This window comes from Pseudoalteromonas sp. ABV4_021 (assembly GCF_056159365.1).
In genome coordinates this window covers 1,090,876-1,111,816 of the sequence record NZ_JBSWVB010000002.1, presented here as the reverse complement: position 1 = coordinate 1,111,816, position 20,941 = coordinate 1,090,876, and the positions used below count along the sequence as shown (strand labels likewise).

Here is a 20,941-nt window from a genome sequence, read left to right as displayed (position 1 = left end):
GTGGATATCGCTCGTTATTCAATTAAAAACCCAGTCAATATATGGCTGCTGGTGATTGTATTATTAATTGGTGGCACCCTTGGTTTAAGTAACATTGGTCGCTTAGAAGACCCGGCATTTACCATTAAGCAAGTGCAAGTTGTAACCCAGTTTCCGGGCGCTAGTGCGCAAAAGGTTGAGCGCGAAGTCACCGAACAACTTGAAATTGCGCTGCAACAAATGCCGCAACTTAAACAGCTAACGTCTATTTCAAAACCCGGTTTGTCGGAAATCACCGTTGAAGTAAAACCTAACTTCGACTCAAACGAGTTACCGCAAATATGGGATGAACTGAGAAAACGACTGCGCGATGTCACTAGTATTTTGCCATCAGGTAGCCATGCACCAACGGTTTACGATGACTTTGGTGATGTTTACGGCATGTATTACGCGCTGAGTGCGCCTGAGTTTAGCCCGCAAGAGTTACGTGAATTTGCGCGCATTATTCGCCGCGATTTACTCATCACCGAAGGCGTTGCCAAAGTGCAAGTCAGTGGTGTGCAACAAGAGCAATTGGTGGCTTACATCAACCCATATCAGTTGTCGGGCTTAGGTATTTCATTTCCCGAAATCACTGCGCTACTTGAAGAAAATTTAAAACCATTTAATGGCGGTCGTATTCAGCTAGAAGGCCGTAGCCTGCGTTTAATTGTTGAAAACCCGCTAGATCAAATTGAAGAAATTTATAACCTAACAATTGTTGTACCAGGTACTAACCAGTCATTTAAGATTCGTGATATTGCTGAGCTTAAATTTGAGCCGCTCGATATCCAGCCTACGCTTATTCGCTACCAAGGTAACGAAGCAATTACCCTTGCCGTATCGGCGCTAAACGACGTCAACATTGTTGAAGTGGGCAAGCGCGTGAATGCTAAAGTGGCCGACTTGTTAAACGAGCTGCCTGCAGGCATCACACTGACCCCAATTTACGACCAAGCCAATATTGTTGATGAATCTGTAAAAGGGTTTATTAATAACCTGATCATGTCGGTGATTGTTGTAACCTTAACGCTAATGGTATTTATGGGCTGGCGCTCAGGCGTGGTGGTTGGCTCGGTATTGTTAATTACCGTAATGGGCACCGTATTAATTATGTGGCTGATGGGTTTGCAGTTACAGCGTATTTCACTGGGCGCTATGGTAATTGCTATGGGGATGCTGGTTGATAACGCCATTGTAGTTGCCGAAGGTACGATGCTGCGTATGAAACAAGGCAAAAAAGCGCTTGAGGCCGCAAGCTTTATTGTAAAACGTACGCAATGGCCATTATTAGGTGCAACAGTAATCGGAATCGCCGCCTTCTCGGGCATTGGTTTATCAGACGACGCAACGGGTGAGTTTCTTTACTCGCTATTTGCGGTGGTGTTAATTTCGCTCATGCTCAGCTGGGTATTAGCAATCACCGTAGTGCCGCTATTTGGTAAATACTTTTATAAAGTGGAGCAGCAATCAGATTCACAATCTGGTCACAGTGCATTTTATCGTGGTTATATCGCCCTACTACACAGCGCACTTAAATTAAGATGGATTACGGTTGCGGTGCTTTTTGCCATCACCTTTATTGCCTACGCCAGTTTTGGTTTAGTGAAACAAGGTTTCTTCCCACCTTCAAATGCGCCTATTTTCTTTGTGCATTACTGGGGACCGCAAGGGCAAGATATTCGCGAAACCACCAAAAAAGTAGCCGATACCGAAAAAATGCTACTGCACTTTGATGAAATAAAGTCAGTAACCAGCTTTGTTGGCCGTGGTGCAGATCGCTTTACCTTAACTTATGCGCCGCAACAACCAAACGAAAGTTACGGCTTTTTCTTGGTACGCACCCACCAGCGCGATGAAATTGACGGTGTGATTCAGCAGTTAACTAAGCTGATGCCAGACATCGACCTAAACGCCGATTTTTATACCGAACGAATGCAGTTTGGCCCAGGTGGTGGCGCTAAATTAGCAGCGCGATTCTCAGGCCCAGATACTGAAGTACTGCGCCAGTTAGCCCGTGAAGCAGAAAACATTATGCTGAACGATGGCAAAATTCGCGATATTCGCCACGATTGGCGTGAAAAAGGCTTAGTGCTAAACACCCATTATGATTCGGTAAACGCAGGTATTGCGGCGGTTTCACGTAATGATTTTGCACAAACGATTCAATATGCATCAACGGGGCTGGAGCTTGGTCGCTTACAAGATGGTGATTACAGCTATGCCATTACCGCCAAAGTAGCAAGCTCGGGCCAATCGGAAACCGAAGCAATTGAAAACAGCTTAGTGTGGAGTTCATCACAGCGTAAATACATTCCATTTAGGCAAGTATCAACGGGCTTAAAACTGGAAAACGAAGAGACTCAAATTCACCGCCGCGACCGCGTAAGAACCATTACGGTACTTGCCGACCCGGGCTTTGATGAAACCGCAGGTAAAGCATTTGCACGTATCAAACCACAAATTGAAGCAATTCAACTACCGGCTGGCTATAGCCTAGAATGGGGTGGTGAATACGAGTCATCACGCGATGCACAAAAAGCACTTGGTACAGGCTTGCCTGCGGGCTTTTTAGTGATGCTGTTGATTTCTATTGTGTTATTTGGCCGCGTGCGCCAGCCACTGATTATTTGGTTAGTTGTGCCAATGGCTGCGGTAGGTGTGGTAACTGGTTTACTTGTTACCGATATGCCGTTTGGCTTTATGTCACTGCTGGGTTTCTTAAGTTTATTTGGCATGTTAATTAAAAATGCCATTGTTTTACTTGAAGAAATTGATCTGCAAATCAAAGAAGGCAGCGTACCAAACGAAGCTATTTTATCGGCCAGCGCGTCACGTTTACGCCCTGTTGCACTGGCTGCGATTACCACTATTTTAGGTATGGCGCCGCTTTTAAGCGATGCGTTCTTCGCCGATATGTCAGTAACCATTATGGGTGGTTTAGCATTTGCAACCTTGCTCACATTGATTGCCGTGCCTGTGTTTTATAGCATTTTTTACCGCTTAAGCTATCGCAAAGTGAAAGTAAATTAACACCTTGCTAGCCGAAAAAAATGCAATAAGCAAAAGCGAGTTAGGGTTTCCCAACTCGCTTTTTTATTTTCGATAACGCCGCTATATAAACTAACAGCAAACGTTAAAGCATGCGTTTTAAGGTATCGTCCTTTTTAATAAAGTGATGATACAGCGCACCCGCAACATGCATCAAAATTAGCAATGCAAACACAGCAATAAGTAAGCTGTGTAATTCGCGAAACAAGCCATAAAGCACAATGTCTGGCTCGCTTTTCACGCCAATGCTCACTATGCCAAAAAACGAGATTGGCTTACTGGCAAAATACTGCGACAAAATGCCCGTTAGTGGCACTGCACACATCAAACAATAAAGTAGAAAATGCACACCGCTTGCTGCCATTTTCTGCAACTTAGATTCATCATTGCTCTGAGTTACCGGCGTTGAGCTAAATTTAACGCACACACGCAGCACAAATAACACTAAAGCAACTAAGCCAAACGCCTTATGCAGCGCCAGTAAACTGGGTTGCCATGGTTCAAGTGAACTAACCATAGTTAAACCTGCAGCAAACAGCGATACAAACATCATCGCCATTACCCAGTGTAATAATCTTAAACTTAAACTGTGTTTGGCGATCATTGCAGCGCCTCCAGCAGTTTTTCTTTCGCTCTACGACGATAAGACTCAGCATATGCCGCAGAGCGCGCATTCAAGATGGGATCTTGAGTCGCGGCAATGCCCGTTGGCAAGGTTAGCGGATCAAAGTTTATATCGTGGCAGCGCGCATCTTCGCTGGTATCGATAGCTTTAATCTTGAGCACTCCCGCAGATACCTGTTTGCGTGAGCTTGGCCAAATTACCGCAGGATTAGTTTCATCATCGTCATCACCAGCTAAAGTAAACACCCAATTAAATGATACAGGCCCACTTGTTAAACGGCTTGCTAACTCATCAAACAGCGCATTATCGCTATTTGTAAGGGTATTTAGTGTGTTATCGCGAGGCATAACATGCCACCTAACAGCGTGTTTATTACTTTGATTATCAATTAAATAGAACGCGTTTATGCTGTTGTATTGCTCAAGCGCAAAACTCGAAGACGGGGTGTAGCTGGCTTTCCAATTTAAAAAGTCTTTGCTTTCAGGATGCTCATTAAAAAATGCTTTAATCGCATCAGGTCCTTGCTTAATTGCCACAATTTGCTGATAAAAATCATGTGCATTAGTGACCGCCATCGTAGGCGGTGTATTCATGGCAATACGCCACTGCTCAGTGCTGCTTAAATTAAAACTCAACGCTAGGCTGCGCACGGGTGCTTTTAAATCTGGCGCTGTTGGATTACTACCCGCAATTGAAAAGCGACCAACAAAAGCAGTCGTTCCAGCTTCAAACAAAGTTGCTTTTGTGTAGGGTGCAAGTGCGCCATTAGCGACAAACTCACCTGTTACACACGCACCTTTCGCATGCGCTCGGCGAAAACCAGCAAACGGCTTATTGCCCTCTTGCAAGTCGACAAATTGCTGCGCAGTGACTTTTTCCTGTGCAACTAAATTGGCAGACAACAGCAAACCCGACCAAGATAAAAATTGAATAAGTGTTTTCAAATGTGCCCCTTAACTTTAAAAAACCACGATAAAGTTCACATCTATACCAATCGCTGAAAATGCAAACATAACTAAAAGAGCGTAGCCGATTGGTATAAATGCACGGTCTATACGGTATAAACCGGAAAACAGGCCAATTTATTTCACCTATTTAGCCTTATTTGCTTCGACTTCAAATTAATATTTGTTTATCTCATTAAACCTAAATAAATCATAAAAACGTCAAAAATAAATTAGATCAATATAAACAAACACTTAAATGCACTTTTAGTGTTGATCAAGTTTTATTCACTTGAAATTAGAGCTCAAATAATTAGAATTGTAATCAATTTTAACCATATGAGGTAAATATCATGAGTACTAAGACGGATCTTTTTGGGTACCTTTCTTTTAAATTTATCGCCGCTGTAAGTTACTTATTAGCCGCGGGTTCTCTTGCTAAAAAGCGAATCTCAGGTGACTCACAAGGGCGCTACGCAAATTCTCAAAGCAAATAACATAATTAATTAGTACTGAAATAAAATGTTCGATTACGCGACTTTTTCTATTTTATTATATTTCGCCCTGCTAATTTTCATTGGCGTTTATGCCATGAAAAAATCCACCTCAGATAACGGTGAATATTTACTCGGTGGGCGCAATGTTAGCGCCAAAGTGACCGCGTTATCAGCTGGTGCCTCAGATATGAGTGGCTGGATGTTGATGGGTCTTCCGGGTGCCGCTTATGTTAGTGGATTAGGCAGTATTTGGCTTGCAGTTGGCCTAGTGTTAGGTGCGTACGTGAACTATCACATAGTTGCGCCTAAGCTTCGCGTATTCACAGAACTTGCAGATGATGCTCTGACAATTCCTGAGTTCTTTTCAAAGCGCTTCGCTCTTGAGAAAGGCAGTGTCAGACTAATTGCGTCGATTGTTATTATTGTATTTTTTACAGTTTATACCGCATCTGGCCTAGTCGCCGGCGGTAAATTGTTTGAATCGGCATTTAATATTGATTACACCATTGGCATTATTGCTACCGTAAGCATTGTCGTGATTTACACGGTACTTGGCGGGTTCCTAGCGGTAAGTTTAAGTGACTTTATTCAGGGCGTAATCATGCTAATTGCATTGGTTGCTGTACCTATGGTGACCTTCAGTAACTTTGATGCAGAAGCCGCCAGTAATTTCACCCAATCAATGTCGTTTGATTTTGGCAATGTTGAATTACTTGCCGCACTAAGCTTAATGACATGGGGCCTTGGTTACTTTGGTCAGCCACACATTATCGTGCGTTTTATGGCAATTGATAGCCATGAAAACTTGGCCAAAGCGCGCAAAATCGGTTTATCGTGGATGACGATTTCGATTATTGGTGCGCTAGTAACTGGCCTTGTTGGCGCAAGCTTTATCGCCAATAGCGAGCAATCAGTATCAGATCCTGAAACCATTTTTATCTTTCTATCGCAGTTCTTGTTCCACCCATTTGTGGCGGGCTGGCTGTTAGCAGCAATTTTAGCTGCCATTATGAGTACCATTTCGTCACAACTGTTAGTGTCGTCTAGCTCACTGGTAGAAGATATTTACAAAAGCTATGCAAAGCGTCAGCCAAGCAGTAACGAACTGCTGATGATCAGCCGCGTGTGTGTGCTAGTAGTTGCCGTAGTGGCATCGCTTATTGCCCTAGACAGCAATAGCAGCGTACTGAATTTAGTATCAAACGCATGGGCCGGTTTCGGCGCAGCATTTGGCCCACTGGTGATCTTTAGCTTGTGGTGGAAAAAACTAACGCACAGCGGCGCGGTTGCCGGTGTTGTCGTGGGTTCACTCACCGTACTGCTTTGGGCGTACGTGCCACTACTTGAAAATGGCGAAACCTTAAGTGTTTACTTTTACGAGTTATTACCGGGTTTTGTAGCGAGCTCACTTGCAATTGTATTGGTTAGCTTGAACACACAGCAGCCAGATCAGCAAGCTATCAAATGGTTCAACGCAACAAACGCCAAGCTCCAAGAGGCTTAATTTATGCAACAAAATCTTAAAAATATCGGCTGGAAACGGATTGTAATCAAAGTGGGAAGTGCATTAATTGCACCTCACCGAGATGGATGCAGTAGCCAGTATTTATTAAGTATCGCAAATTTTATCGTACGTTGCCGCGCATCGGGCATTCAGGTGGTATTAGTATCATCTGGCTCGGTTGCCGCAGGCGCGCACTTATTTAATAACGTCGACAACTCGTCGATGACAGTGAAAAAAGCCATGGCGGCAGCAGGTCAGTCAGAAATGATGGCAACTTGGGATAGATTATTTGATTTTAATACAGCCCAAGTACTGCTTACCCATGCCGATTTACGCAATCGCGACCGCTTTGAAAGTGTACGCGATACGCTGACTGCGTTATTACATAACGATATTCTGCCAATCGTAAATGAAAACGATACGGTAACTACCGACAAACTAAAAGTGGGCGATAACGACAATTTATCAGCTATGGTGGCCAGTGCCGCTTACGCCGATGCATTGATTATTTGCTCTGACATCGACGGACTCTATACCGCTAATCCTCATGAGGACAAAAGCGCAACGCTTATTCCTGATGTAATGCGTATTGATCCTGAAATTTACGCAATGGCAGGCGGTGCAACCAGCGATGTTGGTACTGGCGGTATGAAAACCAAAGTACAAGCAGCTGAAAAAGCAGTTTCACACGGTATTAATACATACATTGTTAATGGCTTTAGCGAAGCGACATTTAATACGTTATTACAAGGCGGTAACCCGGGCACCTTGTTCCACGCTATTGAAACGCCAATGCAAGACCAAAGTCACTGGATGAAACACACCACCAAAGCACAAGGTGAATTGGTTGTTGAAGACACATTTGCGATGCAAAAACAAAGCGAAGACCTTATCACACCGCAAGATTTAGTGAATGTAATTGGTGACTTTTCAGCAGGCGAAGTAGTATTGCTACGTAAAGAAAATGGCGACAAACTTGCCAAAGTAAAAAGTAATTACAGCAGCTGTTTACTTAATTTTGTAGCAGAGCAAGACAACGATGCCTTATCGGAGAAGCTGCATGACTCAGCAGCGCCTATTCTCTCAGAGCAATATGTATCGTTAAATAATTAGCAACTAACTTGCACCGTAAATGTTTGACCCTATCAAACATAATTACAACCCAACAAAAGGGTTAGCAAAGCGCTAACCCTTTTTATATTTACCTCTATAATGCAATATCAGTCACTTTGCAGTGCATCAATCGGATCAAGTTTTGATGCTTTAATAGCGGGGTAAACACCAAAAACAAGGCCTACCAACGCACAAATGCTAAACGATAGTACAATTGCGCTTAACGACCATGACACCGCCCATTGAGAGTAAAAAGCAATCAGCTCTGACAGTGCAATACCAAAGAATACACCCAGTAAGCCACCTAAAATAGAAATGGTAAAACTCTCAGTAATAAACTGCACTTGAATGTTCTTTTGCGTTGCGCCAATGGCGCGCAATAAACCGATTTCTTTAGTGCGCTCAAGCACAGTGGCTAGCATAATGTTCATAATGCCAATACCGCCCACCAGCAGTGAAATCCCCGCTACGCACGACATTACAATATTAAAAATTTGTTGCGTTTGCTTTTGCTGCGCCAATAACGCGGCAGGCACAATCAGCTTGTAATCATCAATATCGTTATGACGCCCTTTCACTAAAGCATCAATCGCTTGCGCGGCCATCACAGGACTAAAGCCCGGTTCGGTCGCAAGCTTAATGCGAGTAATTTCAGGATCGAGTAATTCACTTTTAAAACGGTGAATCGCGGTTTTAAGCGGAATAAAAATCTGGTTTTGTTCATCGCCTAATTTAACGCCCTGAAACTCCTTTTTCTTTAAAAATGGCGCTTCAAGAATACCCACCACTTCAAACCACAAATGATTAATTTTAACTGATTTGCCTACCGCATCACCAAGCGGGAACAAAGTACGCGCGGTATTTGCTCCTAGCAGCGCCACTTGCGAAAAGTGCTGAGCATCTTGCTGATTAAGCAAGCGCCCAGCACTTAAATCAAAATGTGCAAGCTCAAAGTAGTTTTCACTTACACCTACCGCTTGGCCATCAAATTTGGCGTATTCACTAAACACATGGTAGGTTTCAACCACTTTTTCAGCGGCAAAATCTGTAATAAACGGTAAGGCTTCAACTGCAACTTTGCCATCGTTAAGCGACAACCCGTCCGAGTGCTTACGCTGCTCTCTAAGTTCATCCTCTTCAAAGTCTTTAGCTTCTACAATTACGTTATTAAGGCCCATTGAATCAATCATTTTCAGTGCTTCACGCTGTGCACCTTCACCAATATTCAACATGGCAATTACCGCACCTACACCAAAGATCATACCGAGCAAAGTTAAAAAAGTGCGCATTTTATGCTGCTGCAATTGCACTGCAGCATCTTTAAATAATCCGACTAAATTCATAGCTTGCCCTCCTGCTCAACTAGCGCAATTACATCACCTTTGGAAAGGCCCTTTACAATTTCAACATGGCTTAAATTACTTGCGCCTAAGGTAACTGGCGCTTTGCTATAACCCGATGCCGTTTTAAGTTGCACATACGCGCCTTCTTCGTCAGCAAATACGCTAAATTTTGGTACGATTAGCTTTTCGGCTGGCTGATCCGCAACTATGTTTGCCACCACTTTTAAGCCCGGTCGTAAATAGTCGCCTTGCTCATCAATGCTGGCGGTGATCTCGTAATACTTTTGCGGGTCTTGTCGCTTAATTGATTTAGGAAACGGTGCAAGCTTACTTATTTTGCCAGTAAATACTTTATTGGGTGTTGAAATAAGCGAAAACTCAATTGCTTGATCTTGTTTTAAATTAATCGCTTCGCGCTCTTTTACAAACAGCTTGATTTGCATAACCGAGATATCAGGCAAGCCCGCAATTTTTTGGCCCGGCCACAAGGTTTGCCCTGCTCTTGGCTTTTCACCATGCCAGTTTACACTGTGGGTAAGTAAGCCATCGTGCGGGGCAACCACCTCTAACGACGACAAATTGCCATCGAGCATATTAATTTTGCTTTGATGCTGCTGACTTTGCATGCTTAAGAGGTCTAGCTCACCTTGCGCGCTGCTATTAAACTGCGCTGATTGCCAGTTAAAATAGGCAGTTTTAGCATTTAAATAATCAACCTTTTGCGCCTGCTCTAAAATCTCAAGTTTTGAGATAATTCGATCATCGTCGATAGAAAAGTTTTCAGCAAATTGCTTTTCTTCTTCAACAATATCCATATCAAACCCTAAGTGTTTTCTGCGCGTGTCGATTTCGGTATTTTTACCCGATAAATCTTGCGACACTTTTTGGTTTGAAAAATCACTCTCGCGCTTTTGCTTAATCATTACACGACCATCAAACCGTGCAATCACTTCACCTTTTTTAACCTGAGAATATTCAGGCATTAACCACGCCAGCGTTTGCGGCCCACGCGATGACGCAGGAGTGCTAATCACAGTTTCATTAGCGGCAATCAACTCGCCTTTTGCCTCTACATAATTTTTAAACGGGGCTTTTTGCACGGTGAACGTAAGCTCGGCGGCGACATCATCGGGTTTTGAGCACGCGGTTAACAAAATCGCGCTTACAACAATAGCTAAATACTTCATAAACGCACTACCTCTCCTTGTTCAATGCCGCTTTTTATTACCGCAAAACCATTACTAATATTACCTACCGTAACAGGGGTTTTATCACCATTTTTTTCAATTACATACGCGCTTGATTGGTCGCTATGCAATGCGCTTACAGGTACTATCAATACATCGTCAATTTTATCGGTAGCAATTTCTACGCGGGCGGTTAACCCTGGGCGCATCGCAGCTGCATTGATGTTATCGAGTTTAATTAAGGTGTCGACGATTCGGCGCTTGTCTTGCGGCGATTTTTCACGAAACGCACTGCCAATACTGGTTATTTTGCCCGATGTAATAATCGGCTCAGAGCCATCAATGGTCACTTTAACATTCTGATTAAGTGCAATGCGGCCAAAGTCAGCTTCATCAATTTGCGCTTTTACCTGCATATCTTCAATCACCGCTAATTCAATTACCGGCTGACCAAATTGCACACTTTCACCTACCGTAGGCTTTTCGCCACTGGCATCGGTGTAATACATTACAATGCCATCCATGGGTGCTTTTACTTTGAGCTTTTCAATGTCGTGTTCTAGGGCATCAACTTCTGCTTTTAAGCGCTCGGCTTTACCTTTAGCTAAGCGAATATTGAGCGCTTTAGTTTCATTTTGAAAGGTCAGTTTTTTCTTAGCGAGTTCAAGATCATTTTGCGCAATGGTAAAATCAATCTGTGCCTTACGCTTGTCGTTATCCGACATTGAGTCATCGTTAATATCGGCCTTACGCTTGGCAATATCGTAATTCATTTGTGCTTCGGCAAGGGCGAGTTTTAACTCTTCTTGGTTTTTAATCTCTTGCGCTTTTTGGTTTTCGAGCTCTTTTACCGCGCGATCATATTCACTGGTTTTTTCAATTAAACGGTCGCGCACGGGTTTATCATCAAAAGAGGCAACCATCTCGCCTTTTTTCACTTGTTTATTCTCAGGCGCTAAAAACTTCACCTTGTATTGCCACATACGTGAAATAGACGGCGGTGCAATAAGCGATTGCTGCGCCGACTCTAATTCGCCATTGGCTTGCACAGCCAACTGTAAGCTGGTTTTTTCAATGGTGTGATAATCAAATTCATCATCGCCACAACCACTAAGCGAAAACGCAATTAGGCTTGCAACTAAGCCAAGTTTAAACTTATTCATTACTGCCTCCTTGCACCACAACGCGCCCCGTCATACCCGGTAAAATTTTTAGCTGCTGTGTGTCGTCAAACTCAAACTTAGCGCGATAATAGGCATCTTTACCCCACTCTTTACGCTCTTCCGGCTGTGTTGAAATATCGCTTAATTTTGCAGTGAGTGGCGTATCTTGATACGCATCAAGCGTAAGCGACATTGTTTGCTCTTGCTTTAAGTGCTTATAATCAATTTCGTGCACCCAAGCTTCTAAATAAAGGCCGGTCATTGCTGGGATTTCAGCAATTTTCCAACCAGGCTGCGCGGTTACGCCTGAAAACAATTTAGTGCCATACCAAGGGTGATTACCATACAAAATGGGGCCTTTATTGGTAGCTTTATGGGTAAGATTTTGCAAACGTTCGCGGTTTTCTTTTAAGTTAATTTGCAAATGTTCTATTTCGATTTCTTGCTTGCGAATGTTTACCTGCGCCGTAGTTTTGGCCTCAGCTAGGCTTGCTTTAGCTTTGTGTTTTTGAATCACCGCTTGTTCAAGCTTTAGCTGGTTTTCTTCATAATCAAACGCACTTACATGGCTTTTCGGCACAGCCGCATCAATTTTGGCTTTTTCAAGTAACAAATCAGCACGGGCAAGCGCAAATTCGGCTTCTAAAATGGCTTGTTTTCCCTTGTTTTGTTGACGTTTTAATTCATCTTGTGCGGTATTAAGGCTTACTTCATCTTGCTCAATGGTGCTAGCAATTGAGCCGCCTTCGAATACCACAACCACATCTCCGGGTTTGGCAACTTCGCCCTCGGGTAACATCCATTCAACTTGAATGCGCCATGTATCGCTTTGCGGTGCAAAAAACGTTTGGCTGTCGCTCGCTTTTATTTCCCCAGTAATAAAAATATTTTGCGATGCAAACACCTGCGTTGTAAAAAGCGCGCTTGCAAGCATCAATGGCAGCGCGCTAAGTTTAAGTGTTTTCATTGAACGCTATCCTCTATTTTCACACCGTCTTTCATTCGAATAATGCGCTTGGCGTATTCAGCAATATCTTCTTCGTGGGTCACCATCACAATAGTGTGGCCTTGGGCGTGTAAATCACATAACAACGACATAATTTCGTGAGATGTTTTGCTGTCTAGGTTACCGGTAGGTTCATCGGCAAAAATCACTTTAGGTTCATTAACTAAGGCTCTGGCAATTGCTACACGTTGCCTTTGTCCACCCGACATTTCATTTGGCTTATGCCCTGCCCTGTGATCAAGGCCTACCTTGGCAAGCATGGCTAACCCTTTTTGTTTTGCTTGTTCTGGCGATATATCACTGTACCTAAGCGGTAATGTAACATTTTCAAGCGCGGTTAAACGGGTTAACAAATGAAAGGTTTGAAAAATAAAGCCGATCCGCTGGTTACGGATTTTTGATAAGTCTTCATCGCACATATCTTGAATTGATTGTTTAGACAAAAAATACTCGCCTTTAGTTGGCGTATCTAAACAACCTAAAATATTCATTAGCGTTGATTTGCCCGACCCCGACGAGCCCATAATGGCGACGAACTCCCCTTCGTCGATGGTGATAGAGACATCGTTTAACGCGGTAACGCGCGTTTCACCACTGCCGTACTCGCGATACAGATTCTTCACTTCAAGCACTGCACACATTCCTTGATTATTATTTTTAGCCGTTAACGGTATACAATCTAAACAGCTCAGTCAACTGATATAACCAACTGATTTAAATGGATAAAAACACATTTAAATGAGAATTAATCGCGTTAACTGTTTGTAACAAAACGTGTATTTGGAAAGGTGGGATTTTTGCTTGATTTGGCTTTAAAAATAAAGGCACAGCGCCCGCATTAAGCGGTACTTTGGACAGTAAACAAGCAACCGAATAAAATGGTTAAACTACAAAAAACAAGAGTATTAGAAATAACAATAAATAATACAGCGTTAAAAACAGCTACGTTTTCGATTTTTATATTTGTATATGTTTGGCTTTAACACATCGAGTTAGTCATTTTGCTCAGTGAAAGTTCTAACCCCAATGACTTACGATGGTTTCTGCTTTAATCAATATCTGCATAATTTGCTTAAAGGGAATGGCTGACGTCCTTGTCAGATTTAATATTCCTTACTTACATTTCGATTTCGGCTTGTCTTTCTCGACAACAGTTAAGTGAGGGTAACGTTTTGCGTAAGATTTCTTAACGTATCTGCCAGTAACGGCACTTCTAGCTTTAGACATAAAAGTCTCCTGTTTTCAGTTTAAAGGTTCGCGCTCGACTCCGACATCAGAACACAAGGCTATTTTATCAACAAAAAGCAACCACGACAAACTTATACAGTGCATCAATTTAAACACTAGCATTTGATATATATATAATTTATATAGAATTATAAAAACATACACAGTATGTACGTACGGACAGTAGAGCATACTTTGTATTCTAATTTTTTTGCTGTGGTAGAAGATTTTCTTACTTGACGAAAAGATTTGAGCAAGATAAAGATAAGAATCCAAAGACAAATCAAAAACTCAAAAGTTCTTAATAAACTGAGCCCTCATAAAAACATCGTTTAGGTAGCTTTGATTAAAATAATGAGTGATTTACAACTTCATCTAGATATTATACTTTTTCATATGAAACAATAACTTGAACATCAAGTAAAACCATAGAGAATTTTAATTTAGGTCAAACAATGCCAATAATAGATTTATATTCGAATAGGAATACTAACCCCTATCCAGACATATACAAATATGACTCAATTCCAAGAAAGTTAAGAGTTCAGCTTCTAAAGATTATTTTTGATACTTATGGGGCAAAGGAGGATTACTATTCTGGCGGTCTAAAGTACGGCTCTTCAGCTCATGTAGCTTTTAATGATATTTTCGACATCTTGTCTAAAGAATATGGACTTACGAAAATACGTGGTTGGTCATTTGGCTGCCACGGTTGGGTTGAAGAAATGATATTAAAAGAAAATTTTATTGAAAATTTCTTAGATTTATTAGAGGTACTCTGTACATATGCGCTTAACGTTGTCCAACCTGAATTTAATAAATTTAGAAATGACTCACACGCAAAGCAACTACCATCTGACGCAATCGAAGAAATCAATGAAAGAATGAAAAGAGCTGGAGTTGGCTACGAATATGTAGACGGCATAATAATGCGAATTGATAAAGCATTTACACATGCGGAAATCACAAAACCAGCATTATTTTTCTTATCTGAATTTGAAGGTGCAAAACAAGAGTTTCTTAACGCTCACGAGCATTACAGGCATAAAAGATATGAAGAATGTCTAACAGAGGCCAATAAATCTTTGGAAAGCCTACTCAAGCATATTTGTGATAACGAGGGTTGGGCTTATTCAAAAGGTACTATCAATGCACTTATTCCTATCTGTATGAGCAATGGTTTAATTCCTTCGTATTTACAAACCCAACTTTCGAGTTTACCTACTTTGATATCTCAAGGTATTTCAAGTATTCGAAATAACGAAAGTGGCCATGGGCAAGGCTCTTCGCTAAGAGAACTACCTGAGCACCTAGTTAGTTACTCTTTACATTTGACAGCTTCTAATATTCTTTTCCTCGGGAGTAGCTACAAGAAATACAAAGATGAACAATAATTGTCGTTATAATTCTCAATAGTATAAAATTATTGGGAGTTATCTAGGTCAGGTCTTGCAGAGTGCACCCTACAGCTATCCAACACCCACAAAAAAAGCTCCGTAAACGGAGCTTTGATCTTTTCAAAACACGGAAAAAATTATTCAGCTAAACCAAGTGCTTCAAGGCGCGCTTTTGCAAGTTGGTAACGTGCGCGTACATCATCAATTTGCGCTGCCGTAAGCTTTTTGCCTAATGTGCGAAGGCCGCCTTGTTCGTCACTGTGGTGAATACCAAATGCAAATTTTAGGTATTCTAAAAGCAGTGGTTGTGCATCAAGGTATGAAATTGAGTTCATTGCTTGCGAGATTTTATTCGCTTCAGCCCAGTTGCCAGCATTTACGTACTCTTGCATACTTACACTTGCTTTCGGGAAAATACACCCTACGCCTGTAATACCGCCACATGCGCCAGCAAGGCCTGCGTGAACAGTTACTGTGTCGACACCTGCTAAGATTTTTGCATCTTTATTTTCAAGCATCAGAGTTTCGATTACTGAAACGTCCGTTGTTGAGATTTTAAGAGCTGTTACTTCAGGTAGCGCGGCAAGCTTTCTTAAAATATCGGTTGAAAGCGCATGGTAACCCGCTGCATCTGGGTTGTTGTAAGGCATAATTGTGATGCCTGCTTCACGTGCTGCATCTGCCGCAAGCGCGTAGTATGCATACATTTCATCATCAGAAGGGGCTTCTTTAGTTTTTGGTGGCATTACCATTACCGTATCTACACCTACTGTTGCCAGCTCTTTTACAATAGTTGCAAGTGCTTCTTTGGTTTCTGCCGCGGCACCACTAATTAAAGGCACGTTAAATTCTTTAGCAACCTCAGAAAGCGCACTTAGTAGAGAAAGACGCTGCTCAACGCTTAGGTAGCTGTTTTCACCCAGCGTGCCCGAACCAACAAGGCCACCCATACGCGTGCCAGCTTTACCTTCAACACGTAAAATATCTGCTGCATACTTTTGTGTTGCAACTAGATCAATTTCAAGCGCGCCTGTTTCAGTCTCTTTTAACCATGTGAATACGGCAGGCATAACCGTATAACGCCAATCTGTACTATTTGTTTGCATCGTATTACCTATTGTATAAAATCTTTATTGCCTGACTATATCGTATAAAATATACAAAATAAACAATTGAATGAAATTGTCTGCAATTAAGTGCCCAAATTGTTGCGCTGTATTGTGTTTAGCGCGTATACAATTTGCCTAAACCCCAAACCTATTTCCTATAAAAGCACTAAGAAACCATGCTTATTTAGGCTAAAGCACCGTTTTTAAAAACTGTTATTAATCTTTAGTTATTGAAAGGTTTACTAATGCATATGCGCTATTTATAGTTTTGTAAAATTTTGGGCGCACTTACTTTGCCCTTAGCTATTTCACTAATGCCCTTTTGTACTTTTTAAGTGTAATTACGTGCCGCTTATTTATGGAAATATCATGGATGTTATCGATATAAAAACATTTATCCCGAGTAAGGACTACGAGGTTTCTTTATCTTTTTATGCTGAAATTGGCTTTAGGTCTGAATATGTGAGCGAAGATCTTACCCTTTTTGAAAATGGCGATTGTCTTTTCTTCGTTCAGCGCTTTTACAACGAAGATTTAGCAAATAACTTTATGTTGCAAATTTGCGTTGCGGATATCGATGATGCGTTTGAGTTATGTAGCAATTCAAAATACAAAACTAAAATCTCACCAATCCAACAAATGCCTTGGGGTAAAGTATTTTATCTTTGGGGACCTTCGGGCGAACTTTTGCATATTACCCAGTTAGGCAGTTAAACAACAAAATATGATAGCTCAACTTACCCATTCAAATAGCGATATTGCTTCGCACATTTACGCTGTGTTTCAAGCTTCTTATAAAATTGAAGCCGCACTGATTGGCACCGATAATTTTCCACCGCTATCGCGCACGCCACAGGATATAGCAAGCTCAAATACCTTGTTTTATGGTTTTTATGAGGGTGACAGCCTTGCTGGTGTTATTGAAATCACATACCAAGACCAAATACTGGAAATAGACAGTTTAACCGTAGCGCCAGAGCATTTTCGTAAAGGCATTGCCGAAAAACTGATGGAATATGTGTTAAATGCGTTTGATTTTACCAAAGCCATTGTTGAAACCGCTGTAGTTAATGCACCCGCTATTCGCTTGTACCAAAAGCACGGCTTTAACGAGTTTAAGCGTTTTACACCCAGCCATGGCATTGAAAAGCTGGCATTAGTAAAAGAATAATAATAGAAGACATCTACAACACTATGATTCGACATGCATGCAAGGACGATTGCTTACAATTAGCCGCCCTTTCAATAAAAGTATGGCTCGACACCTATGCCGTTGAAGGCATAAAGCGCGAATACGCCCAGTACGCCCTTGCTACATTTACCGAAAGCTATTTTAGCTCGTTACTTGATTCGCCAGATTACAACTTGTTAGTGATTGAAAAAGACAAAGTGCTACAAGGCTATGCCCTGCTTAATATGAAATCTCACTATCAATCGACAAATAATGGTTTTGAGCTTGAAAAACTGTATATCGATACCCGATTTAAAGGCCAAGGTTTAGGTAAGCAGCTTTTAAAGGCGGTAGAACACGAGTTTGGTAACGTGTATTGGCTGTACACTTGGGTTGAAAACGAGTCTAACGGGTTTTACCAGTATTTAGGATTTCGCAAAATTGGCCAACTTAATTTTGAATTTGCTGGCACACAAATCGAAAATAACGTTTATCAATCGACCCCTATCTAACATACAATTGCGCCATCATAACACTTTGCTTGTTTGTCATAATTAATCAGCAAGCACTCCAAAGCCCCATCAAGGGCGATTAGCCAAAAATAATTGAGGTAAAATGGCCGTTTTAGAAATACTAAAAGCTCCAAACGAGAAGTTAAAAGTTAACGCCGAAAAGGTAACCGATGTTGCAAGCGTGCAAACATTAATTGATGACATGCTTGATACCATGTATCACACCGACGATGGTATTGGGCTCGCCGCAACACAAGTAGGTAGAAGCGAAGCCATTATCGTTATTGATATTTCTGAGCAACGAGATGCGCCACTCATTCTAATTAACCCAGAAGTTGTAAGTGGCAACCACAAAGAAATGGGGCAAGAAGGCTGTTTGTCTGTTCCCGGTTACTACTCAGACGTTGAGCGTTACACCGAAGTAACGGTTAAAGGTTTAGACCGCACAGGCAAAGAAGTAACTATTGAAAGTGATGATTTTCTTGCCATTGTATTGCAGCATGAAATCGATCATTTAAAAGGTAAACTGTTTATTGACTACCTTTCGCCTTTAAAGCAAAAAATGGCACTTAAAAAGGTTAAAAAAACAATTAAGTCAGTTGCCTGATAAGGTTTGTCAAAAAAGGCAGTTGGTTTAATTTATCATGTATAAAGCACACCGATTATTTTTGAAAATATGCTGATACGTTTGTAGCTATTGTGTTTATCAAGCAGGTAACGGATTGCTTTAACACGCATTGTGTTACCTGTTCGTAAGATATAAAAAGAGCAAATGACATATTTTAAAATAATGAGCTAAACCGTATACTGACCCCAATTTAAAAACACAGATATAATCATGATTGCGCACGGAAATCTTAACTGCTCTTGGCAAAAAAACATTCTTCTCTTAGATGTATTTGGCCCTTTTAACGTTATTGGTATCAATAACGCATTTGAAGAGCTCAAAAAGCAAGTTAGCGCTAACTTCCATGAAAAATGGTATCGCATAGATGTGATTGATGACGAAACCTTAGGTTGCCCTGAAGTAATGAAAACCATCGGGCAAACCTACCTTTGGAGCCTTGAAAACAACTGCCAAATGATTGCTATTGTGTGTGCCAACCGTGTGCAATTGAGTTTACTCAACGCGTTTATTGAAAAATCTGGCTTAAATGTTCGTGCCTTCACCAATCAAGAAGATGCCTTAGACACTATTAACGCTTTATCCAAATAGTCCTATTTTAGTGTTACCAATATAACGTTAATTCAGCTGCAACTTATCTGCTTTTTTGTTCATTAAGCTGGCATAGAACCAACCAAGTAGTAAACCCCAAAGAATCGCATTTAACCCCAAAAAACTAATACCTGAAAGCGTGACCAAAAATGTAAGTAAAGACGCTTCACGGTAGCGCGCATTTGAAAATGCACTTTGCAAACACATTAACAAGGTGCCCAATAATGCAAAACCAGCAAGCATTTGGGTTATTTCACTTGGAAACACAACAAAGATAGACACGACACTTGTCGCTAATAACCCTGCCAAAATATAAAATAGACCAGCCCAAATTACCGCACGATAACGATTACCCTTGTTGCTATCAACCTCTTCAGTCATGCACATTGCGGCAGAAATAGCAGCAAGATTTAAACTAAAACCACCAAACGGTGCCGCCAACATATTAATAAGCCCAGTGCCAACCAAAATAGGTTTAACCGGTGCGTTATATCCATAACTTTGCATCATCGCAATACCTGATAAATTTTGCGATAGCATAGTGACAATATAAAGCGGTACAGCAATGTTAAAAATAGCCATCACATCAAACTCTGGAGTAAACCAAACGGGGTTAGCAACGGCTAAGTGTGCTGTGCTTACTAAATCATTATCAAGATAAAACGCCACAGCTAAACCAACAATAAGCAGCATTAACATGGTGTACTTTGCGGCAAACCGTTTACTTAGCACATAAGTAATGAACATCAACAAAAACACACACGGCATACTCATAATAGGTTCAAACGCTTTTACGCAAAACGGCAATAAAATAGCGACAAGCATGGCGGTTGACAGTGATGAGGGAATACGTTTTAGGGCATTTGATAGTGGTGTAACAAGCCCTGTAATGAAAATGAGCGCACCAGTAACAACAAACGCACCAACTAACGTAGGCAAGTCATGTTGCGGGGCAATACTTACTAACATCGCAGCCCCCGGGGTAGACCACGCCGTTAAAATAGGTGTTTTGTAATACCAAGAATAACCGATTGAGCTCAGTCCCATCATTAAGCCAAGGGCGAGCAACCAACTTTCAATTTGTGCCGCAGAGGCACCTGCCGCCGTTGCCGCTTGTAAAATAATAACAATAGAGCTGGTGTAACCGATTAGTACAGCGCTAAACCCCGCAGTGATATGACTTACAGATAGGTATTTGGTGTTCATCATTCGTTATTCTCTGTGTTATATTTTTAAAAACTGTGCGCAATAACGCACAACAAACAAAACAATAACACCGTGCGTTATAGCGCACAACCGAGAAATTACTATGAAAGATGCGATTTTCAGAGCCGAAATTGCCCAACATTTAAAAAGTGAACGTCAAAAGAAAGGCTTAAGCTTAGACAAGGCAGCTAAGCTAACAGGTGTATCAAAAGCCATGCTTGGCCAAATTGAACGAGAAGAATCTAGCCCAACCATTGCCACATTGTGGAAAATTGCCAGTGGCTTAGAAACGTCGTTTTCAGCATTTTTCGCCGATAAACCAGACTTGCGCGAAAGTGAGCGGGTGTTCCCTGACGACCCGCGCATGAAAATAAATACCTTATTTCCATTTCAGGCAGATACTGGTTTAGAGATGTTTGAAATCACCTTATCTGAGCGCCACCAGCAATTATCAAGTGCGCATAATGTTGGCGTTATTGAGCATATTCACGTGATTGAAGGTGAGTTACAGGTGTATTTCGATCAAATCTGGCACCCTTTAAAACAAGGTGACAGCATTCGTTTTTATAGCGATCAACCGCACGGCTATGAAGCATTAAGCGAAACTGCGGTTTTCCATAATATTATTAGTTACCCTAAATAAACTTAGTTT

General features: G+C 41.5%; 20 protein-coding genes. 11 read left to right on the top strand and 9 right to left on the bottom strand.

The window, feature by feature from the left end; all coding sequences use genetic code 11:
* The gene (locus tag ACXAFE_RS19100; protein WP_475156516.1) at window positions 1–3,051 is read left to right on the top strand and encodes an efflux RND transporter permease subunit; all 3,051 of its coding nucleotides are present in this window, start codon (window positions 1–3) and stop codon (window positions 3,049–3,051) included.
* A gap of 103 nt (window positions 3,052–3,154) precedes the next feature.
* Here the strand turns inward: ACXAFE_RS19100 and ACXAFE_RS19095 are convergent, their stop codons facing one another.
* Both ACXAFE_RS19095 and ACXAFE_RS19090 read right to left on the bottom strand, forming a co-directional pair.
* Complete coding sequence (locus ACXAFE_RS19095) at window positions 3,155–3,673, bottom strand: cytochrome b (protein ID WP_475156513.1); 519 nt, start codon at window positions 3,671–3,673, stop codon at window positions 3,155–3,157.
* Window positions 3,670–4,638: a catalase family peroxidase gene (locus ACXAFE_RS19090; protein ID WP_475156508.1), complete on the bottom strand. Its 969-nt coding sequence runs from the start codon at window positions 4,636–4,638 to the stop codon at window positions 3,670–3,672. Before ACXAFE_RS19090 ends, ACXAFE_RS19095 begins: the two co-directional genes overlap by 4 nt.
* A 353-nt stretch (window positions 4,639–4,991) precedes the next feature.
* Between ACXAFE_RS19090 and ACXAFE_RS19085 the strand changes: the two genes are divergently transcribed.
* The 3 genes from ACXAFE_RS19085 to proB are packed head-to-tail and all read left to right on the top strand — an operon-like array spanning window position 4,992 to window position 7,752.
* Window positions 4,992–5,135: a hypothetical protein gene (locus ACXAFE_RS19085; RefSeq protein WP_161805647.1), complete on the top strand. Its 144-nt coding sequence runs from the start codon at window positions 4,992–4,994 to the stop codon at window positions 5,133–5,135.
* A gap of 25 nt (window positions 5,136–5,160) precedes the next feature.
* Complete coding sequence (gene putP / locus ACXAFE_RS19080; protein WP_475156501.1) at window positions 5,161–6,639, top strand: sodium/proline symporter PutP; 1,479 nt, start codon at window positions 5,161–5,163, stop codon at window positions 6,637–6,639.
* A gap of 3 nt (window positions 6,640–6,642) precedes the next feature.
* Window positions 6,643–7,752, top strand: a complete 1,110-nt coding sequence (proB, locus tag ACXAFE_RS19075; RefSeq protein ID WP_475156497.1) for a glutamate 5-kinase — start codon at window positions 6,643–6,645, stop codon at window positions 7,750–7,752.
* A 107-nt stretch (window positions 7,753–7,859) separates the two neighbouring features.
* Here the strand turns inward: proB and ACXAFE_RS19070 are convergent, their stop codons facing one another.
* The 5 genes from ACXAFE_RS19070 to ACXAFE_RS19050 are packed head-to-tail and all read right to left on the bottom strand — an operon-like array spanning window position 7,860 to window position 13,083.
* On the bottom strand, window positions 7,860–9,095 hold the full coding sequence (locus ACXAFE_RS19070; RefSeq protein ID WP_475156494.1) for an ABC transporter permease: 1,236 nt from the start codon (window positions 9,093–9,095) through the stop codon (window positions 7,860–7,862).
* Window positions 9,092–10,282, bottom strand: a complete 1,191-nt coding sequence (locus tag ACXAFE_RS19065) for an efflux RND transporter periplasmic adaptor subunit (protein WP_475156491.1) — start codon at window positions 10,280–10,282, stop codon at window positions 9,092–9,094. The genes ACXAFE_RS19070 and ACXAFE_RS19065 overlap by 4 nt, the downstream gene beginning before the upstream one ends.
* The gene (locus ACXAFE_RS19060) at window positions 10,279–11,445 is read right to left on the bottom strand and encodes an efflux RND transporter periplasmic adaptor subunit (protein WP_475156490.1); all 1,167 of its coding nucleotides are present in this window, start codon (window positions 11,443–11,445) and stop codon (window positions 10,279–10,281) included. Before ACXAFE_RS19060 ends, ACXAFE_RS19065 begins: the two co-directional genes overlap by 4 nt.
* A complete protein-coding gene (locus ACXAFE_RS19055) occupies window positions 11,438–12,412 on the bottom strand; it encodes an HlyD family secretion protein (protein ID WP_475156485.1) in 975 nt (324 codons plus the stop codon). The genes ACXAFE_RS19060 and ACXAFE_RS19055 overlap by 8 nt, the downstream gene beginning before the upstream one ends.
* Window positions 12,409–13,083, bottom strand: a complete 675-nt coding sequence (locus tag ACXAFE_RS19050) for an ABC transporter ATP-binding protein (RefSeq protein ID WP_100915825.1) — start codon at window positions 13,081–13,083, stop codon at window positions 12,409–12,411. The genes ACXAFE_RS19055 and ACXAFE_RS19050 overlap by 4 nt, the downstream gene beginning before the upstream one ends.
* 1,050 nt (window positions 13,084–14,133) lie before the next feature.
* On the opposite strand from ACXAFE_RS19050, the gene ACXAFE_RS19045 reads away from it, so the two are divergent.
* Window positions 14,134–15,072, top strand: coding sequence for an STM4504/CBY_0614 family protein (locus tag ACXAFE_RS19045; protein ID WP_475156478.1), 939 nt, complete (start codon window positions 14,134–14,136; stop codon window positions 15,070–15,072).
* A gap of 140 nt (window positions 15,073–15,212) precedes the next feature.
* On the opposite strand, the gene ACXAFE_RS19040 is transcribed toward ACXAFE_RS19045, so the two are convergent.
* Window positions 15,213–16,181, bottom strand: coding sequence for a dihydrodipicolinate synthase family protein (locus tag ACXAFE_RS19040; RefSeq protein WP_475156472.1), 969 nt, complete (start codon window positions 16,179–16,181; stop codon window positions 15,213–15,215).
* Between the two features lie 372 nt (window positions 16,182–16,553).
* On the opposite strand from ACXAFE_RS19040, the gene ACXAFE_RS19035 reads away from it, so the two are divergent.
* From ACXAFE_RS19035 to ACXAFE_RS19015, 5 genes are all read left to right on the top strand, one after another.
* Window positions 16,554–16,898 (top strand): VOC family protein, encoded by a 345-nt coding sequence (locus ACXAFE_RS19035; protein ID WP_475156469.1) that lies wholly within the window; start codon window positions 16,554–16,556, stop codon window positions 16,896–16,898.
* Window positions 16,899–16,908: 10 nt separating this feature from the next.
* Window positions 16,909–17,355 (top strand): GNAT family N-acetyltransferase, encoded by a 447-nt coding sequence (locus ACXAFE_RS19030; protein WP_475156466.1) that lies wholly within the window; start codon window positions 16,909–16,911, stop codon window positions 17,353–17,355.
* 23 nt (window positions 17,356–17,378) lie between these two features.
* The gene (locus tag ACXAFE_RS19025; protein ID WP_475156464.1) at window positions 17,379–17,867 is read left to right on the top strand and encodes an N-acetyltransferase family protein; all 489 of its coding nucleotides are present in this window, start codon (window positions 17,379–17,381) and stop codon (window positions 17,865–17,867) included.
* 103 nt (window positions 17,868–17,970) lie between these two features.
* On the top strand, window positions 17,971–18,474 hold the full coding sequence (gene def / locus ACXAFE_RS19020) for a peptide deformylase (protein WP_475156462.1): 504 nt from the start codon (window positions 17,971–17,973) through the stop codon (window positions 18,472–18,474).
* Between the two features lie 231 nt (window positions 18,475–18,705).
* On the top strand, window positions 18,706–19,083 hold the full coding sequence (locus tag ACXAFE_RS19015; RefSeq protein ID WP_475156456.1) for a hypothetical protein: 378 nt from the start codon (window positions 18,706–18,708) through the stop codon (window positions 19,081–19,083).
* A 27-nt stretch (window positions 19,084–19,110) separates the two neighbouring features.
* Here ACXAFE_RS19015 and ACXAFE_RS19010 read toward each other — a convergent pair whose 3' ends face one another.
* Window positions 19,111–20,292, bottom strand: a complete 1,182-nt coding sequence (locus tag ACXAFE_RS19010; RefSeq protein WP_475156451.1) for a benzoate/H(+) symporter BenE family transporter — start codon at window positions 20,290–20,292, stop codon at window positions 19,111–19,113.
* 100 nt (window positions 20,293–20,392) lie between these two features.
* On the opposite strand from ACXAFE_RS19010, the gene ACXAFE_RS19005 reads away from it, so the two are divergent.
* On the top strand, window positions 20,393–20,932 hold the full coding sequence (locus tag ACXAFE_RS19005; protein WP_475156447.1) for a helix-turn-helix domain-containing protein: 540 nt from the start codon (window positions 20,393–20,395) through the stop codon (window positions 20,930–20,932).
* Window positions 20,933–20,941: the final 9 nt, after the last annotated feature.

What these genes read in the sequence shown, in the direction of transcription:
- ACXAFE_RS19040 (WP_475156472.1), bottom strand. Translation starts at nt 16,181, where the DNA reads ATGCAAACAAATAGTACAGATTGGCGTTATACGGTTATGCCTGCCGTA.
- ACXAFE_RS19030 (WP_475156466.1), top strand. Translation starts at nt 16,909, where the DNA reads ATGATAGCTCAACTTACCCATTCAAATAGCGATATTGCTTCGCACATT.
- ACXAFE_RS19015 (WP_475156456.1), top strand. Translation starts at nt 18,706, where the DNA reads ATGATTGCGCACGGAAATCTTAACTGCTCTTGGCAAAAAAACATTCTT.
- ACXAFE_RS19045 (WP_475156478.1), top strand. Translation starts at nt 14,134, where the DNA reads ATGCCAATAATAGATTTATATTCGAATAGGAATACTAACCCCTATCCA.
- ACXAFE_RS19065 (WP_475156491.1), bottom strand. Translation starts at nt 10,282, where the DNA reads ATGAAGTATTTAGCTATTGTTGTAAGCGCGATTTTGTTAACCGCGTGC.
- ACXAFE_RS19035 (WP_475156469.1), top strand. Translation starts at nt 16,554, where the DNA reads ATGGATGTTATCGATATAAAAACATTTATCCCGAGTAAGGACTACGAG.
- ACXAFE_RS19085 (WP_161805647.1), top strand. Translation starts at nt 4,992, where the DNA reads ATGAGTACTAAGACGGATCTTTTTGGGTACCTTTCTTTTAAATTTATC.
- ACXAFE_RS19055 (WP_475156485.1), bottom strand. Translation starts at nt 12,412, where the DNA reads ATGAAAACACTTAAACTTAGCGCGCTGCCATTGATGCTTGCAAGCGCG.
- ACXAFE_RS19010 (WP_475156451.1), bottom strand. Translation starts at nt 20,292, where the DNA reads ATGATGAACACCAAATACCTATCTGTAAGTCATATCACTGCGGGGTTT.
- proB (WP_475156497.1), top strand. Translation starts at nt 6,643, where the DNA reads ATGCAACAAAATCTTAAAAATATCGGCTGGAAACGGATTGTAATCAAA.
- ACXAFE_RS19070 (WP_475156494.1), bottom strand. Translation starts at nt 9,095, where the DNA reads ATGAATTTAGTCGGATTATTTAAAGATGCTGCAGTGCAATTGCAGCAG.
- putP (WP_475156501.1), top strand. Translation starts at nt 5,161, where the DNA reads ATGTTCGATTACGCGACTTTTTCTATTTTATTATATTTCGCCCTGCTA.
- ACXAFE_RS19095 (WP_475156513.1), bottom strand. Translation starts at nt 3,673, where the DNA reads ATGATCGCCAAACACAGTTTAAGTTTAAGATTATTACACTGGGTAATG.
- ACXAFE_RS19025 (WP_475156464.1), top strand. Translation starts at nt 17,379, where the DNA reads ATGATTCGACATGCATGCAAGGACGATTGCTTACAATTAGCCGCCCTT.
- ACXAFE_RS19060 (WP_475156490.1), bottom strand. Translation starts at nt 11,445, where the DNA reads ATGAATAAGTTTAAACTTGGCTTAGTTGCAAGCCTAATTGCGTTTTCG.
- ACXAFE_RS19005 (WP_475156447.1), top strand. Translation starts at nt 20,393, where the DNA reads ATGAAAGATGCGATTTTCAGAGCCGAAATTGCCCAACATTTAAAAAGT.
- def (WP_475156462.1), top strand. Translation starts at nt 17,971, where the DNA reads ATGGCCGTTTTAGAAATACTAAAAGCTCCAAACGAGAAGTTAAAAGTT.